Genomic DNA, 16,885 nt, shown 5'->3' with positions numbered 1-16,885 from the left:
ATGGCGGACACGCTACTCGGCATCGTCGGCAGCGTCTCGAACCCCTCGAAGACACGCTCGGCGGTCGAGGTCGCCCTCGAAGCCGCGGCGGCGACGCACGACGTCGACACGGAGCTGCTGCACCTCGCGGAGTACGACCTCGTCACGGCCGACGGTCGCGGCCTCGAGAACTACGAGGGCGACACCGCCGAGGCCCTCGAGAAGGTCGTCGAGGCCGACGCCTACGTCGTCGGCACGCCCGTCTACCGCGGATCGCTGTCGGGCGCGCTGAAGAACCTCTTCGACATGGTGCCGCGCGGCATGTGGGCCGCCGACGTCGCTCCCTTCGAGGAGGCGGCGGTCGGGCTCGTCGCCACCGGCGCGACGAACCACCACTACCTCGCCATCGACCAGGAGCTGCGCCCCATCTTCAGCTTCTTCGGCGCCAACACGGTCGGCGGCAGCGTCTACGCCAACGACGAGCAGTTCGACGACGACAAGCGAGTGGCCGACGAGGACGTCCGCGAGCGACTCGCGGACCTCGGCCGCGCGACGGTCGAACTCGACCGCGCCGTCGACGAGGCGGACACGCTCGGCAGCCTCGGTCCGCAGTTCTGACGCGCTCGCGCGACGCCCTTTTATAAGTAGATCGACGGCTCGCCGGCGAAGCCCAACGCTTCAAGCGGCTGGGGAGCGACTCGTCAGCTATGAGCGACGAGACGACGGATTCGGACGGCTCGGAACCGGACGGCGCGGAACCGGACGGCGCGGGAACGGCCCCGGAGCTGGTCGACGGCGAGTGGACCGGCGAGAACGCGGTCGAGGAGGCCGTCGGCGACCTGCTCCGGGAGCGCGAGGAGACGGTCGCCGCCGCCGAATCGCTCACGGGGGGGCTCGTCGGGTCACGCATCACGGACGTGCCCGGCTCCAGCGACTACTTCGACCGGAGCCTCGTCACCTACGCCTACGACGCGAAGCGGCAGGAGCTGTCGGTGCCGCGGGAGGACCTCGACGCCCACGGGGCCGTGAGCGCGCCCGTCGCCCGCGCGATGGCCCAGGGCGTCCGCGACCGGGCGGACACGACCTGGGGCGTCTCGGTGACGGGCATCGCCGGGCCGGGCGGCGGTCGCAAGGACAAGCCCGTCGGCCTCGTCTACGTCGGCGTCGCGTTCGCCGCGCCGTGGGGGACGAACGAGTCGTACACGTGCGCCCGCCGGTTCGAGCTCGACGGCGACCGCGCGACGGTCAAGGCGAAGAGCGCGACGTGCGCGCTCGCCGAGCTGGTCGGCGCGATCCGGGAACACGAATAGGCATCGGCCTCGCGAGGTCGGTACACGAGGCCGGAGACGGATCAGTCCGCGGTCGATCCGGCTTGACTCGCAGCGACCCAGTCCTTCACCAGTTCGTTCACGTTGTAGAGCAGGACGGCGACGACCGCGAGTGACGTCGCGAGGTAGACGATGAAGCCGACCGGTCCCGACAGTGCGGCGCTGAGGAAGCCGCCGATCACGGTGACCGCAGTGAGGCCAGCCCAGGTGATCAGGATCCGCGATCCGAGCGAGGGCGGCTGGCTGGCCGGTGGCGACGTCGGCGCAGTGGCCGGCTCCGTCGACTCCGCGACCTCAGACGTCGACTCAGTCTTCTCCGACGGGGACTCGTCGGCTTCCGTCGCCTCGGTGTCCTCCTCGGAGTCCGCTGTGGGTTCCGACTCCCCCATCAGTAGGTCTCCTCCGGTTCGATCGGGCCGGCGAACGTCGAGTAGAGGATCACGAAGTAGCCGAGCACGATCGGGATCATGATCGCGCCCATGATCGTCATCAGGTTGAGCGGGAGCGGGGAGATGATCGCCTCGCTGGCCGTCAGGTCGGCCGCAGGGTCGACGTAGGGGTACAGCAGCCGGGCGACGACGACGACGAACGTGAAGACGAGCCCGGCGCCCGCGGTAAACGCGGCGTGGTACTGGTCCCGACGAGTCGCGACCGCGTATCCGACCGCGAGCGCGACGGTGAGCACGACGAGCCCGATGACGGCGGGCGAAAGGATCTCGGACTGGAGCGCCGGCGTCGTCACGTAGATGGACCCGAGCGCGGCGACCACGAGGACGAGGTACGCCACCAGCGCCTGGAGTCCGATCGGCGCAACCTCCGCGCGCAAGGGGCCGCGGCTTTTCAGGCGGACGAACGCGACGCCGGTAACGACACACAGCGCCACTAGCGCGAATCCGACGACGACGCCCGGGAGCGACACCAGCGACGTCGCACCGACGACCCAGTTGCCGGCGAACAGGCCGACCAGGAAGGGCGTGACCGCGCTCCCGACGACGAACGACCGGCCCCACCAGGTCCGCCAGGCCTCGTCCTCCCGCTGCTCGATCATCTCCGGCGCGAGCCCCCGGAGGAACAGCCCCGCGAGGATGGCGAACATGAGGAGGTAATGCCGGCTGAACAGGTTGGCGTACACCGGCGGGAACGCGGCGAACATCGCGCCGCCGAAGACGACGAGCCACACCTCGTTGCCGTCCCAGAACGGGCCGATCGCCGCCAGCAGCTGCTCCCGCTCGTGTTCGTCGTCGCGGAGGGCGTACAGCACGCCCGTCCCGAAGTCGAACCCGTCGAGGAACAGGAACATCCCGAGGATGAAAAACAGCGTCGCGAACCACAGCTGCGTCAACGGGAGCCCGAGAAGCGGCCCGCCGCCGAGGACGTCGGCGACGAGGGGGAGGCCCCCGACGGCGTCGGGAAGTACCGTGGCAGCCAGCACGGCGGTGTCAGTCATCGACCGTCACCTCCCCGGAGTCCGCGTCCGTGGCGGGTGTCGGCTCGCCCGGTCCCATCCCGTCCGGCGACTCGTCCGTCACCGAGCGGAGCTCGTCGCCGGTCGGCGGCCCGGCGCGGATGATCCGCGCGACGACGTAGGTGTAGAGGCTCAACAGGAGCGTGTACGCGACGACGAAGGCGACGAGGGTGACGGTTGCCTCGGCAGCCGTCAGACCCGGGGAGACGCCCTCGCTCGTCTTCAGGACGCCCTGGACGAGCCAGGGCTGGCGGCCGACCTCGGTGACGACCCAGCCCAGTTCGACCGCGACGATGCCGAGCAGGGACGAGCCCATCAGCGCCTTGTGGAGCAGGTCGTCCTCGAACAGCTCGCCGCGCCACCAGCGGTAGCAGCCCCAGAAGGCCAGCGTGATGAACCAGAAGCCCATCGCGACCATGGCGCGGAACGCCCAGAAGACGATTGCGACCGGCGGGGAGCCCTCGAACTCGTTGAGCCCCGTGATCGTCGCCTGCGGGTCGCCACCGCTGGCGAGCCAGGAGGCGCCGCCCGGGATCCCGATGCCGAAGATGTCCTTCGCCCGCGGGTTCAGCAGGTTCTCGATGCTGGTCGGGAAGGCGATGAGGTACTCCGGCACGTACGAATCGGTCTCCCAGACGGCCTCCATCGCCGCGAACTTCTGCGGCTGCGTCTCGAAGACGTGCCGGGCGTAGAGGTCGCCGTGGAACACCTGCAGGGGCGCGGTGATGGCCAGTGCGACCAGGGAGACCTTCAGCGACTTCTCCCAGAACGCGATCGATTCGACCGGGTAGCCCCAGACGTGGTGCCGGAAGACGTGGTACGCCGCGACGCCGGACATGAACAGGGCCACGGACTCCACCGCGGCGTTCTGCATGTGGACGAACATAAAGGGGAACCGCGGATTGAGGTACGCCGCCACCGGGTCGACGAGGTGGACGACCCGCTGGCCGTTCTCGACGACGACCTCGTAGCCGCGCGGCGTCTGCATCCAGGAGTTGGCGATGAGGATCCAGACCGCCGACAGCCACGTGCCGACGGCGACGGCCAGCGTGGCGACGAAGTACATCGCGTCCGACACGCGCTCGCGGCCGAACAGGAACACGCCGAGGAACGTCGCCTCGAGCATGAACGCCATCAACCCTTCAGTCGCCAGCGGGCCGCCGAACAGCTCGCCCGCGAAGACGGAGAAGGCGGCGAAGTTCGTGCCGAACTCGAACTCCAGCACGAGTCCGGTGACGGTGCCGACGACGAAGCTGATCGCGAAGATCTTCGTCCAGAACCGGCGGAGCTGTTCGTACACCGGGTCACCGTCGCGGATGTCCTTCCACGTGAAGTAGATGAGGAAGGGCGCGAGCCCCATACTCATCACGGGGAAGATGATGTGGACGATGGTGGTGACCGCGAACTGGAAGCGACTGGCGGCGACTGGGTCGATCATTGTGTATCTTGGGAAAGCTCTCGGTCGCGATTGCCGGGTTCGCGAACCGAAGCTAGCACTCAGTGGTCGTATCGATGTCCTCAGCCAACTCTGAAAACCATTTGGGCGGATTCCTAACAGCTAGGAAAAACTGAGTGCGGTTCACGCACATAGCCGCGATAGCAACGCCTCACGCGAGGGTGTCTGGCGGCGACTCCGAGCGTTTCACCGTCGCGAGCGACGGAAGAATCGTAGTACTGTCGCTGGCGATGGAGGAATAGCAGCACTGTCGCTAGCGACGGATAACTACCAGCGCCGTCGCTGGCGAGTCTGACGCCCTTCGAAAAGTGGGATGCTCCGACGGGGATTTGAACCCCGGTCATTGCCTCGAGAAGGCAATATGATTGGCCGGACTACACCATCAGAGCGGGCTTAACGCATCCTACGATAGCCGGTGTTGAATTAAAACAGTTCCGTTTCCACCTCGCCGTGTTGCGCTTTCACGTGCCGCGCGGCGGTCGGTTCGCTGTCGAGGACGCCGTCGAGGGCGCGTCGTCAGTCGTCGTCGTAGGTGTGGAACTCGATGGCCTGCTCGAGCAGCTCGTCCGGGATGCCGGGCACTTCTTCGTCCCGGACGGGGCCGGCCTCCTCGATGGCCTCGGGCGCTCGCGGGAAGTCGCGGGCGTCGAAGTGGATCGAGATCCCGGCCTTCGCGCCGTCCGCGAGCGCGATGGGCACCTGATTGTGGCCCGGCGTCAGGTCGCCGACGGCGTAGACGTTCTCGGCGGTCGTCTCGCCGTGGTCCTCGACCGCGACGGTGCCGTCGTCGTTGACGTCGGCGCCGAGCTCCGTCGCCAGCCCGTTGTTGTACTTGGAGCCGTACATCGCGAAGCCGCCCTTGTACTCGCGTTCCGTCCCGTCCTCGAACTCCAGCGAGTCGAGCCAGCCGTCCTCCCCGTTGTTGACGCCCGTGATGTCCGCGTGGACGACGTCGATGGGGTGGTTCTCGAGCATCGTCTGGGTCTCCTCGCTCCACTCGGGCTCCTCGCCGCGCGTGAGGACGTCGACCTCGTCGGTGAAGTTCAGCAGGATGGCCGCGACGTGGGCCGTGCTCTCGTTGTGGCCCATCACATACGTCGGCTGGTCGACGAACATGTGCGCGTCACAGTGCAGACAGTAGTGGAGCCCGCGGCCGGTGCGCGGGAGCGGCGGGTCCGGCCGGACGTCGTTGAACCCGGTGGCGAGGACGACGTAGTCGGTCCGGTACTCCGTGTCGTTGCCGGCGAGGACGATCGTACCGTCCTCGCGGCGCGTACAGGACGTGACGACGTCGCGGTGGAGGTCACAGCCGTACTCCGTAAGCTGCTCCTTGCCGACGTTGAGGTACTCGGGGCCGCTCGTCTCCTCGGTGACGCCGAGGACGTTGTGCACGTCCTGCATCATCGCCGCGCGGCCGCCGCCGCGGTCGACGAGCGCGGTCTTCTGCCCCAGTCGCGTGCTGTAAAGCGCAGCCGTCTGGCCGGCCGGGCCGCCGCCGATGACGACGACCTCGTACTCCTGGACGGTCTGGTTATCGGTCATATTCTAGCAGTGGTGCCGACGTTCAAAAGGGTAATCGCCGGCTGGCGGCGCTTGCGCCAGACCGCGAAAGGGGAGTGGGATCGTGTGGCAAAGGAAGGTCATGGGCCACGCGCTCCGGGGGTCCATCTCGAGGACGACATTCCGGCTGCTCCGCCGGTTCGACTCGGCGGCGTGCTGTAGCCGAACTGCGGATTTTTGGGCCGGAAGGTCGAAGTCAGGGGATGGAGTTCAGCGTCATCCAGGGCGACGTCGCCGCCCAGCGTGCGGACGCGCTGGTCAACGCGGCCGGCACGACCCTCCGGATGGGCAGCGGCGTGGCCGGTGCGCTCCGGCGGGACGCGAACGGTCCGATCAACGAGGCGGCGGTCTCGAAGGGCCCGGTCGACCTCGGCGAGGTCGCCGTCACGGACGCGTACGACCTCGACGCGGAGTACGTGATCCACGCAGCGGTAATGCCCCACTACGGCGACGGACGGGCGACGGCCGAGAGTATCCGGACGGCGACGCGGAACGCGCTCGCCGCCGCGGACGAGCGCGGCTGTGCGTCGGTCGTGGTCCCCGTGCTGGGGACGGGTGCCGCGGGGTTCGCGTTCGAGGAGGGTGCCCGGGTTGTCTGCGAGGCGGTCGACGCGTACGACCCGAGCGGCCTGCGTGACGTTCGAGTCATCGCGTACACCGACGGCCAGTACGAAACGGTCGAGCGCGTCGCCGAGGCAGTTCGTGCGGACGGATAGATGTCCTCGACGGCGACACCGGGACTGAAAGCCAGACGGGCTTCCGCACTGTGCGCGGGTCCCCCGGCACCGCGGCCGCCACTCCGCCCTCGCACCGAACCATACCTTCTTCAACTATTAGTTAGTTGGCAGGTGTATGCCGAGGAAGCTACCGCTGAACGGACGGCGCGGGGTCGCGTTCACGGCTCTATCGAGCAGGGCGAACGTAACTGACACCGGCAGTTCCTGATCCACACATGCCAGCCAAATCCGGGGGTTCCCACGCGTTCACGTCCTTCGCGACGCTGCTCATCGGCGCAGTGTTGTCCAAATACGTCTGGACGTTCGCCCCGCCGCTCGGTGAAGCATCGCTGTTCGCCATCGAAACGATCCGGTCGCTCACGGGGGTGACGATCCCGGTGAACGAACAATTCGCCGGCATCGCCGTCATCATGGTCACGCTGTCGTTCCTGTGGGGGGTCGTCTATCACGTCGGCCGACACTGGTAGCCAGGGGCTGTGACGTATCGGCGTCCGGTGAGCTGGGTAAAACTACGTGGTCAATGATCCGGCCTCGCTCACACCGAGCGGAACGGGACAGACGCCGTCAGAACGTTCGAACGAGCGACCGGACGTTTACGTGTACACGCGGCTCGTTTCCCGATGCAGTTACCATTAAGAGCATCCCACGTTGTGCATTATCTAATGAAAACAAATCGAGGTCTTTCGACCGTCGCGTGGGGGATCGCGGGCCTGCCCCTCGTCGTAACGTTCGTGCAGACGATCCTCGCGCTGCTGGACTGGACGTCGAAAACAGTGGGCGTCCACGGGGTACTCGGCCCCCTGTTCGAGGTCGGCGTCGTTTTCGAAGCTGCAGTGGTTTTTAAACAGCAACCAGCTCTCGTCACTCTCCTGTTTCTGTTTATCGCTGTCGCATGGGGGGTACAGGGGCTGGCAATGCGAACGCTCGATAATCGTGACGTCGCCGTCGCCGCGGCCGGCTTCGCGGCGGTTACATATCTCGTGTTGTTTTTTGGCGTCTACTCCGAGCTGCTCAGTCAGGGGATCGGGACCGGTCAGCTCGTCATATTCTTCTCGATCCCGATCGCTGCCTCGATGTTAGTCGTCGGGGGCGCCTTGACACACGACTGGGAACAGGACGTCATCAACCAGGCATCCGGGCGGATCGGTAATATCGAGGCGGAGATCGAAGCGGCTCGCCAGGAGTTCGACTCGACGTTCCATGAGCAAATCGGCGACCTCGAGAAGTTCGAACACGTTGCTCCGAGCGGCGTCGCGGAAGCGCGATCGGAGCAAGAGGCGTTCCACGACCGCTGTGACGATCTTTCTTCGGAGCTACAGGAGCTGGAGCGGGAAGTGGACGCAACCCGTCTGCAGGGGGAGGTGTCCCGGATCGAGTCCCGGCTGGCCGAACTCGACCCGGAGACGAGCGTCGACCGGATCGCTCGCGATCTCCGACAGCGCGTCCGGTCCGGCGTCAGAACGGAGCTGGGCGGGATCAGCGTCGCCTCCCGGTTCGGCGGGGAGTACACGCTGTCGAACCTGCCGACCGAGTATCGGGAGGTCGCCTTGCTGCCCGAGGAGAGTGCGGTCCACGTTGACGACGTGGGCGACGTGCTGGAGCGGCAACTCGACCAGGGAACCGAGCTGGCCGCCATCGGCGACGCGGTGACGACGGCGGTCGAGCATCGCGACGAGGTCGAGACGTTCCTCGGGGAGCGCGAGGACGAGGCTGCGGACCGGATCAGCACCGTCGAGTCCCGGATCGATACCGTGGAGGAGCAGCTCGACCGGTTTCCGGACCCCGTGGCTCGACGGATTCGGGAGGTCCTGATCGACAACCGGGACGAGGACGTCCACGGAGCCGCGGCGATCGAGCGACAGGTTCGCGACGCGAAGACGTCGCTCCAGGAGTGCAAGTTCGACGACTGCGACAGGCTGCTCGAGACGGTCGAGGAGCGCAGCCAACGGCTCCTCACTGCCGTCGAATTCCTCCGATCGCTGGACGGCCGGCTCAGCCACGGTGGATCGAGCGTCGACATCCCGCAGGACGTCGACGAAGCTCTCGTCGCCGCGGTGGTGCCGTCGTTCGCGGCCCACTACGACGTCGACGTCGCTATCGATTCCGGCCGCGTCGAGATCGGTTCCGGGGAGGACTCAGGGACGAGACACCCCCCACACGACACCGGGTCGGCGGACGACACGTCCTCCCCGTCCGATACCGGTTCCGACGACCTGACTGACGACCTCGGGGACGACGAAACGAGCAAGCGGCCCGCTGAAGTGCTGGATTCGGCGCTGTACTTGCTGCGTGAGATCGAGGAACAGGCCCGGGAGGCGGACGACGACCGGATCCAGTATCAGACGAGCGAACTGCCGCCGGGGATCGGGACGCCGTCCACGCTGTCGAACGTCGAGCGATTCCTCTCTCACCAGTCGGACCTGTTCGACGAGGTGACTCTCCAGTCCACGGATCCTCCGGCGTTCCTCGAGGTCGTCGTCTCCGACGGATCGAGACCCCCTGCTGCGGTTCGCACGGCCCGCGAACGATTCATCGAACGATACGATTAGTCGACGCGACCGACCATTTCCCAAGCAGGCGACAGGTAGACTTAAGGAATCTTCAAACAGATTCAGTTTAAGAACCGCCCACATGCGCTGTAAAATCTGTTCGCTTAGCCAGGACCAATGGGAGGAGGGATCGCTCGACGACCACATCTTGCAAAGCCACGCGGACGAGACACCAGCGATCAGGGCGGTGTACGCGGATCGGTACGACCGCCTTTTCGACGGCGACGAACCGGTCGACGCGGGAGCGGCGGGCGACGACCCGACTGACGACGGCGGAAACGACGGGGGTCCGGACCCTGGGGCGAGCCCGGTGGGGACTGGCACCTATGGAAAGAAGTGGTTCCTGATCGGCGTGGGCGGGGCCGGGAACAACATCCTCGACGCAGTGTTGATGCGACGGGACACACTGCGCCAGAAGAACGACGGTCGGGCGCTGATCTGGGAAGGTGGGCTCGCGGGATACGGCATTCTCAACACGAACATCGCCGAGCTCGAGCAGACCTACTACGCGCAGGAGGAGCAGGGATACTCCCGCGAGGAGCTGATGATGAACTCCATCATTGGGCAAGGTGCTCACGACTACCAGGGAATGGGCCGGCGCTGGGACGCTGGGAAGGAGGTGATGGAAAGAGACTTCGAGGACGGCGGCAACCCGTTCCGTGAACGGTGGGACATGGATTCACAGCAGATCCGTGACGCCCAGGCGCTGATGTTCGTTCACAGCGTGACGAAGGGGACGGGTTGCGGGTCCACTCCCGTCCTCGCGGACGGAATCCGGGAGGAAGTCCTGAACGACGACTTCGTCATCTCGAAGGCGCTGCTCTCCTCGGTCGTCATTCCGTCCGGCGGGAACGGCGGCTCGAGCGTGGGCGGGAAGGCCCGAGTTAACGGCGTCGTGGGGCTCGCGCGAATGTCGCGTGCCGTCGACGCGATCATCCCCTTCGACAACGGGCGGCTCGAAGCCGTCGGCGCGGACATCGCGCCCCAGATAGACGGACTCGAGAAGTACAATCCGCCGCAGTATGCCGACCTGAACAGACCGCTCGTCGCGTTTCTCGAAGCGTTCACCATGTCGTCGACCCCACAGTTCGTGGAGCAGGACGCGGAAATGTCGATCCACGGCGACGTGTTCGACGTCGCGGATAGTTTCCGGCCGGTCGAAGACAAGTATCCGCTCGATCTCGATGGCGACGGCCGACCCGCGGTGATCCTCGCGCCCGTGCTCGGGCGGGCACGCGGTGACGAGATGTCGCTGTCCCAGCTCGAGACGCTCGCGTCGAACGCACTGTATCAGAACCGGCTCGCGAAGTTCGACCCCGAATCGGCATGGGGCGGGACGTTCCTGCTGTACGGGCCGAAATCGAAGATGGAGCGCGTTAATGAACACGTTTCCAGCGGTGCCTTCCGCGAAATGCTCGCCAGCGAGGACTTCCTCGATGCGTCCTATCAGCCGGGAACCGAATCCGTCGACATCCACGTCGAACAGCTCGTCACTCCCGCACTCGACGACGTCTACCTGTGGGGGACGCTGTGGAACCCGCGGATGCCGTCGATCGAACGGATGTACGAACACGCCGCCGAGATCAAGGAAGGCAACAGTCAGCAGGCGGAGAACCTCCGGGATGTGTGGGAGCACGTTGACCTGCTGTTCTCCTGTCTCGGCCGTGAGAACATGGCCTGACCATGACCGCCACCGCAGTCCCGCTGCTGTTCATGATCTTCGGCGGCTCCGACGACGACCTCGAGTCGATCGCGACGATCCTTGGCACCGATCCGCGGACTGCCGCCGTCGAGCGCGAGCTGGAGTCGCTCGCGACGTCGATCGACGAGACGTACGCGCAAGTCCGCGACGAGTTGAGCGGTTCGGGCGAGGTGCCGGCGGACGCCGCGCCGCGTCGGAAGGCCGAGGCCATCGAGCGGGCGGTCGATCGCGGCCAGCCGAGGCGTGACGCACGAACCGACATGGCGGCTGAGACGCCCGTTCGGGCGGCGACGAACGTTCGTGAGGAGGTGCGGCCGAGCTCACCGCTGGCAAAGCGACTGCTCGACCAGCTTTCCGAATCCCGGCCGGCAACGACCGAGCAGCTGGAAGAGACCTTGACGTCGACGGCCGAGCAGCTGGACGAACGGGAGCGGAGTCAGCAGGCGATGACTGAGCTGGGCCCGAACGCCGACGTCGATTCCGTCCCGGAACTGGTCGACGGCTATCGCTCGCTCGAGCGGCAACGCCACACGGACGAGGCGGAACACGACGGGCTGGTGGACGCCGTGGAGACGCTGCTGGACGAGCTCGACGTCGACGCCGAGGGCTCCGTCGAGCAACGCGTTCGGAAAGCAACACGAACTGTCGGGGAGTCGTCACAGGAGTGCGACACGAGCGACGGCAGTGCGGTCGAGGATGCAGTGGCTCGGGTCCGGCACTCCGCGATGCCGCGGAGTCGTCGGGCCCGCAAGCTCCTGGACGCCCTCGAGACCGGCGACGCGGGGGAAGCTGCGGAGGAGCTGGAAGCTGTGGTGGAACGGCTCGACCGCGCGGCGACCACAGACGCGCTGCTTGCCGACTTCGACGCCGCGGAGGTCGATTCGCTGGCGGACGCGGTTCGGGGGGAGCTCGAGGACGCCACGGCCCCCCCGGCGGTAGCGGTTCGGGAGCGTGCCGCGGACCTCTCCGCCCGCGTGGAGCGGGTCGACGATACGAACCGAGTCGTTCCCTTCGCCGCTCGGGAGGAGCTGAAGTTCTACCGCCGGGAGCTGGTCGACCAGCTTGGCGACGGGTCAGCGCCGGAAGCCGACGACGAGGCGGCGGACCTGGACGCCGAACTCGAACGTGTCAGGCAGCGCCGAGCGGCGATCGAGCGCGAGTACGTCGACCAGCGGGCCGACCACAACCACTCCATTCCGCTGTATTTCCTCTCGCTCGTCGACGCTGAGCTGGAGGACGCAGCCGACGACGCCGACGACGGTCACACCCGTCGGGCCGCTGGAACGATCGAGTCGCTCGACGCGGTCCTCGACCACGTGGAAGGGCTGTATGAACAGAACCAGTACAGCGTGATGCTACGGAGCCTTCGCGGATGATGGGGACGACGACCGCTGGCGGTTCCGGGGCTGCGGTACCCGTCCCTCGTCACGTTTATTACACGAATCACGTGGCGAACACACACGTCAATTATTTAGAATGCACATGTCGATTATAAATCACACAGACTAATGGTCTACTTATTTATCGGTGCCGGGCAGGCGGGGAGCGCGATCGTGGACGACATCTTCGCCCACGACGGGATGCGGATCGAGGCCGCACCGCTCGCGCTCAACTCGACTGTTCGGGATCTCGAGAACCTCTCGAACATCGGTGACGACCGATGGATCGGCGTCTCCGATTCTGAGGGACTCGTCCCGGGGACCGAGCCGGGGTTCGAGGAGCTGGTCACAGGTGGGTTCGGACGCCAGCCCCGGCGAGCCGACGAAACGATGGAGAACCATTCGGGGACGCTCGTCTCGATGCTATCCGAACGGTTCGGCGAGGCGGGAACCGTTCCGTTCGCCTTCGTCTTTCTCGGCTTGGGCGGTGGAACCGGCTGTGGGATCGCGCCCCACGTCATCGAAGCCATCAGGGAGTACGCGAGCGGCGACGTGAAGGTTATCGCAGTCGGCGTGCTCCCGAACACGCAGGACCCCGTCCACGACGTTTCCGACGACGAGGTCAGCGCCGGCCGGCAGGCGGCGAACACGGTGTACGGACTCGACAGGCTGGAGAACACGGCCGACGGACTCATCCTCGTCGACAACCAGCGTCTCGGATACGAGAACGCGGCCGAGGGTCGGTTCTCCGAGTACAACGAGTACATTGCGGGGGCGTTCGTCGACCTCGTCGCCGGCCCCGTCATCGAACAGATCGACCCCGGGGAGTACGAGGACGTCGACGCACCGATTATCGATATACAGGACATCGTGACGTCGCTGTCCCGCAACGGGACGAACGGCGGCGAAATCGGGTATGGAACGATCGGGCGTGCCGTCCAGATGACGAAGTCGCTGCCGGGATATTTCCTCCCGAAGATCGGCGACAAGGAGGTCGATGCGGTAGAGCTCACCTACTCGGCGCAGGCGAAGCAAACGGTGGAGAACGTCCCGTTCGCCGATGCGGAGAAGGCCCTCGGCAACATCCGTGCGCCACGGGAGTACATCAGCGGCAGTCAGCGGATCGACGTTTCGGAGATCCGTCGTCGGCTTCGAGAACACACCTCGGAGGTGAACCTCGGGATGGTCCCGACCAACCGAAACCTGGTCTCGTGTACGACGCTGTACACGTTCGGGCGGGAGGATCTCGACAGACTGTCCGAGATCGAAGAGATCGCGGAGGCACATGTCCCGGCCTGATCCCCCTCTCTATCGCGTGGGCGCCGCCGTCGTCGTGGTCGGCGCGCTCGTCGTCGCGGTACTGCTGAATGTCCCTCTGGCGGCCGACGACCCCGTTAGCCGCTACGAGACGGCACGGGCGGCGATCCAACTGGGCGACGCACTCGGCTTCGTAGCCGCGGGCGGACTCGTCTTCGGGATCGGCGTGGGGCTCGCGCTCGGCGGACTGCGGGCGTATCACGAGGAGGTGGCGGACCGATGAACCGAAACACGACCCTCCTGCTGGCGCTCCTGTTGGCGACCTCGCTAGCGGTCGTCCCGGGAAGCGTCGCCGGCGGGACGGGGAGTGTCGCCGCCGACCCAGGTAGTCACTCCATCGGGTCTGCCGACGCTGCAGCCGACTACGACACCCCCGAGAACGTCTGTACGGGGGACCCCCAGCGGCTCGTCGTGCTGCTGGAGAACGGTGACGTCAAAACCGACGAGGTCGCGCTCTTTGAGGGCACCTCGTTCCGCGTCGTGCTGTGTACGGCGGACGGGGGCGAGAGCACGCCCGAACCCACCGACGCGTGGGGACTCACGGGCCTCGACGCCTTCGAGCAGGTAACCGTCGATAGCCACTGGATCCAGCTGCGGGCGACGGCGAGAACGAACTCGACGGACCTCTCGATGCACCTCGACGGTCGCGCGGGAGAGAACACCGGCTCTCCGACGGTCGCAGTGCGGTCGACCGGCGGCACGTCGACCGGGTACCTCGGCCAGCCCGAGACGGTGTACTTCTTCGACGAAGCGGCCAGACGCCAGTTCGAGACAGGTCGCGACGAGTACGAGGGAAGCGTCACGAACGCCCGCGACCTCGCGAAAACGCTCGAAGCGGGGGCTGATTCGGAGAACCCGATCGCGGCTGTCGACAGATCGGTCCTGGTAGCGTACGACGAACGACTCGCCAGTCTGGAGTCGGCGAGCGATACCGTCGAGGACGCGCTCCTCACGGCGGCCGTCAGGGGCAACGGCGATGCGACGGCGGCCTATCTCGAACACCGGAAGTATCATACCGAAGAGCGGAGCAGACTGGAGGAGTCGCTCGCGGCCTATCTCGGCGCCGTCGAGGAACAGGCAGGAGCCGCTCGCCTGACCGTAACGGGCGTGCTCCTCGGCACCTTCGTCGTCGGGATCGGTGTCGGCGGGGTCATCGGACGAGCAGTGTCGCTGCGTGACCTCAAACGGATCCGCCGGAAGCGACGCCGGGATTCGACGGTCGATTACCGGCTGGGGAACCTCTGGAAGGTTTTCCTCGGCGCGGTGCTCGCACTCGTTGGTAGTCTCGGCGTCCTCGTCGCTGGCCCCGGAATCGAGCTGCTGTTCGAGGTGGTAGTATGAGAGATGATTTGAGCTTCACCATCAGAATCGGTGGCATCGTCCTCCTGACGGCGCTCGTCGGTCTCGGAGTCTTCCTGTATCTGGGATCGACCGCCGGAGTGTACGCGCTCGGGATCGGCATCCCCTCCGTGATCGTCGCCGCGGCGGTCGTGTACGCACGCCAGTCGAGTCCCGACGCGGCCCAGGAGACGTCCCACTACTTCGAGCGGGAAGCACAGAACGTCGGTGAGCGGATGCGGACGCTACTGCAACAGTACGACCGGTTGAGCGACCGACTCGACGGCTGGGATGCCGCCGAAACCAACGACGAGATAACGTACGTGCTCGATCAGCTTGCGGAGGCGGGTGTCGAGTTCGACCGCGCCACGAACCGGTTCACGGTTAGCGGCCCGGGTGACCTCCGCAAAATCGAGCGACTCGACGAACGGATCGACGAGACCCGAAGCGAACTCACCGACGCCGCCGTCCGGCACGTCGAGCAGGAGGCCGACGCCTGCCGGACAGCCCAGGAGGAGCTCCGGAACGCCGGGCTCGTGTCGGAGATCCGCGACCCACCGCAGCCGGAGGCGGCGAACCCGGCGGACCTGATCGACGTGATCGATGGATACGACGAGCGGCTCGACGAGGCCGTGACGGAAGCGGTCGACGAGCTCGAAAGGCTCGCCGCGGAGAACGACTACAGCGGTGACGCGGTCGATCGTGGCGCAGGAGCAGCCAGGGCGGCACTGGACCGCGGTGAGTACGCCGAAGCCGCGGACGTGCTGGTCGATACGCGGGCGGAGATCGAACGCGACCTCTCGGCTGGCTTCGAGGCCCAGCGGGAGGAGCTCGACTCCCTGCTGGACACCGTGACGTCGTCGGTCGTCACGGAGTACGTCTCCCCCGCGCTGGTCGACGACGTCGAGGCGATCCAGCGGGAACTCGCGGAGATCGATAGCGCGCTCGAACTGTCCGATCTCGAGGAGATCTCCGAGCGCGCCCGGGACCGCTGTACGACCATGGTCGAGGAGATGAGCGAGACGCTTGCCGACTGCCTGAACACCCTCTCGACGGCGTCCGTCCCGGACGACTTCTACGAGTATCAGTCGGCTAACGACGAGGCGTACGTCGGCGAGCTCGACGCCGCCAGCGACCTCGAATCGTTCCGTCGGACGTGGCTCACCGCGGTCGGCGAGCTTTCCTCGGCACTCGACGCCGTCGAGGAGAAGGCAGCTATCGCCGAGGCGTACGGTCCCGTAAGCGACGACGTCGAGGAGGCGCTTCGCAAGGAGGGTCGCGTCGAGCCAGGCGACCTCAAGGTGAAACAGCCCGGACAGTTCATGGAGCTCTACGCAGCGGAGACCGATGGTGTCGTCCACGAGCCAACCACGCCGGCGCTCGTCGCCGACGACTTCGGGGAGACCTATGGCGTGACCGTCCAGGCGGGGTTCGAGGAGGGCGGCCCTGAACGACCCGTTTCGGTGTCGCTGGACGGCCCGGCGTTCTCCGAGTCGGAGACGTTTCGGACACATCTGCTCGACGTCGTGACGTTCGAAGACGTTCCGTACGGGGAGTACTCCCTGGAAGTGTCCACGGACGAGGATGGCTATGCCCCGATCGCTCGGGAGGTCGTGGTCGAAGACGACGTCGAGGCGGAGGCGCTGTTGACCGAACAGCCGCTTCGCGAGTCGGTCTGTGACGGGATCGAGGCCGATGCACGGGACGCGCTCGAGGACGCCGAATCGCTCTTCGCGGACCGGTTCGAGGAGGAAGAGTACCTCTCGGCGGCGATGGACCTGCCGATGAGTGAGGAGTACGTTCCCTGCATGCTCGCGCTGTGGGCGGAGGAGGAAGGACTCACGGCCCGGCGCGTCGACGGTGACGTACTCGTGTACGACGGCGAGCAGTTCGCGAATCGGCTGGCGAACATCATCGAGCATAACGTTTCAGCTGGCGATTCGATGAGCTACGAGGAGATCCGGAACCGGTACCTCTCGGTACCGGCGACGAAGGAACTCATCACCGAGACCATCCGGAGTTCGGATGCGTCGACGGACGTCGAGTGTGGACCGCAGGAACTTACGAAACAGTAA

Annotated in this window: 15 protein-coding genes and 1 tRNA gene; 11 read left to right on the top strand and 5 right to left on the bottom strand. The window is 66.3% G+C overall.

Annotation, left to right across the window (positions count from 1 at the left end):
- Both ACQE3M_RS10750 and ACQE3M_RS10745 read left to right on the top strand, forming a co-directional pair.
- Positions 1–597, top strand: a complete 597-nt coding sequence (locus tag ACQE3M_RS10750; protein ID WP_430505604.1) for an NADPH-dependent FMN reductase — start codon at positions 1–3, stop codon at positions 595–597.
- An 89-nt stretch (positions 598–686) separates the two neighbouring features.
- Positions 687–1,289 (top strand): CinA family protein, encoded by a 603-nt coding sequence (locus ACQE3M_RS10745; RefSeq protein WP_430505603.1) that lies wholly within the window; start codon positions 687–689, stop codon positions 1,287–1,289.
- 41 nt (positions 1,290–1,330) lie between these two features.
- Here ACQE3M_RS10745 and ACQE3M_RS10740 read toward each other — a convergent pair whose 3' ends face one another.
- The 5 genes from ACQE3M_RS10740 to ACQE3M_RS10720 all read right to left on the bottom strand — a co-directional run bounded on the left by ACQE3M_RS10740 (position 1,331) and on the right by ACQE3M_RS10720 (position 5,770).
- A complete protein-coding gene (locus tag ACQE3M_RS10740; RefSeq protein ID WP_430505602.1) occupies positions 1,331–1,696 on the bottom strand; it encodes a hypothetical protein in 366 nt (121 codons plus the stop codon).
- Entirely contained in the window at positions 1,696–2,754 is a 1,059-nt protein-coding gene (locus ACQE3M_RS10735; protein WP_430505601.1) for a cytochrome d ubiquinol oxidase subunit II, read from the bottom strand. Before ACQE3M_RS10735 ends, ACQE3M_RS10740 begins: the two co-directional genes overlap by 1 nt.
- Positions 2,747–4,210 carry a cytochrome ubiquinol oxidase subunit I gene (locus ACQE3M_RS10730; RefSeq protein WP_430505600.1) on the bottom strand — a complete coding sequence of 488 codons (1,464 nt, stop codon included), beginning with the start codon at positions 4,208–4,210 and terminating at the stop codon, positions 2,747–2,749. Before ACQE3M_RS10730 ends, ACQE3M_RS10735 begins: the two co-directional genes overlap by 8 nt.
- A 332-nt stretch (positions 4,211–4,542) precedes the next feature.
- A tRNA-Glu gene (locus tag ACQE3M_RS10725) sits at positions 4,543–4,617 on the bottom strand.
- 127 nt (positions 4,618–4,744) lie between these two features.
- Positions 4,745–5,770 (bottom strand): NAD(P)/FAD-dependent oxidoreductase, encoded by a 1,026-nt coding sequence (locus tag ACQE3M_RS10720; RefSeq protein WP_430505599.1) that lies wholly within the window; start codon positions 5,768–5,770, stop codon positions 4,745–4,747.
- 221 nt (positions 5,771–5,991) lie between these two features.
- Between ACQE3M_RS10720 and ACQE3M_RS10715 the strand changes: the two genes are divergently transcribed.
- From ACQE3M_RS10715 to ACQE3M_RS10675, 9 genes are all read left to right on the top strand, one after another.
- Positions 5,992–6,504: a macro domain-containing protein gene (locus tag ACQE3M_RS10715; RefSeq protein ID WP_430505598.1), complete on the top strand. Its 513-nt coding sequence runs from the start codon at positions 5,992–5,994 to the stop codon at positions 6,502–6,504.
- 236 nt (positions 6,505–6,740) lie between these two features.
- A complete protein-coding gene (locus ACQE3M_RS10710) occupies positions 6,741–6,992 on the top strand; it encodes a hypothetical protein (RefSeq protein WP_430505597.1) in 252 nt (83 codons plus the stop codon).
- A gap of 195 nt (positions 6,993–7,187) precedes the next feature.
- The gene (locus ACQE3M_RS10705; RefSeq protein WP_430505596.1) at positions 7,188–9,074 is read left to right on the top strand and encodes a hypothetical protein; all 1,887 of its coding nucleotides are present in this window, start codon (positions 7,188–7,190) and stop codon (positions 9,072–9,074) included.
- A gap of 82 nt (positions 9,075–9,156) precedes the next feature.
- Positions 9,157–10,755, top strand: a complete 1,599-nt coding sequence (locus tag ACQE3M_RS10700) for a cell division protein FtsZ (RefSeq protein WP_430505595.1) — start codon at positions 9,157–9,159, stop codon at positions 10,753–10,755.
- A 2-nt stretch (positions 10,756–10,757) separates the two neighbouring features.
- Positions 10,758–12,152 carry a hypothetical protein gene (locus ACQE3M_RS10695; RefSeq protein ID WP_430505594.1) on the top strand — a complete coding sequence of 465 codons (1,395 nt, stop codon included), beginning with the start codon at positions 10,758–10,760 and terminating at the stop codon, positions 12,150–12,152.
- A gap of 132 nt (positions 12,153–12,284) precedes the next feature.
- Complete coding sequence (locus ACQE3M_RS10690) at positions 12,285–13,454, top strand: FtsZ/tubulin family protein (protein ID WP_430505593.1); 1,170 nt, start codon at positions 12,285–12,287, stop codon at positions 13,452–13,454.
- Complete coding sequence (locus tag ACQE3M_RS10685) at positions 13,441–13,695, top strand: hypothetical protein (protein WP_430505592.1); 255 nt, start codon at positions 13,441–13,443, stop codon at positions 13,693–13,695. The genes ACQE3M_RS10690 and ACQE3M_RS10685 overlap by 14 nt, the downstream gene beginning before the upstream one ends.
- Positions 13,692–14,813 (top strand): hypothetical protein, encoded by a 1,122-nt coding sequence (locus ACQE3M_RS10680; RefSeq protein ID WP_430505591.1) that lies wholly within the window; start codon positions 13,692–13,694, stop codon positions 14,811–14,813. The genes ACQE3M_RS10685 and ACQE3M_RS10680 overlap by 4 nt, the downstream gene beginning before the upstream one ends.
- The gene (locus ACQE3M_RS10675; RefSeq protein ID WP_430505590.1) at positions 14,810–16,885 is read left to right on the top strand and encodes a hypothetical protein; all 2,076 of its coding nucleotides are present in this window, start codon (positions 14,810–14,812) and stop codon (positions 16,883–16,885) included. The genes ACQE3M_RS10680 and ACQE3M_RS10675 overlap by 4 nt, the downstream gene beginning before the upstream one ends.

Source organism: Halosubterraneus shenae, from assembly GCF_050510935.1.
GTDB lineage: Archaea > Halobacteriota > Halobacteria > Halobacteriales > Haloferacaceae > JBDGPU01.
Note: the sequence above shows the minus strand (reverse complement) of the source record. Positions and strands in the feature narration are given on the sequence as shown.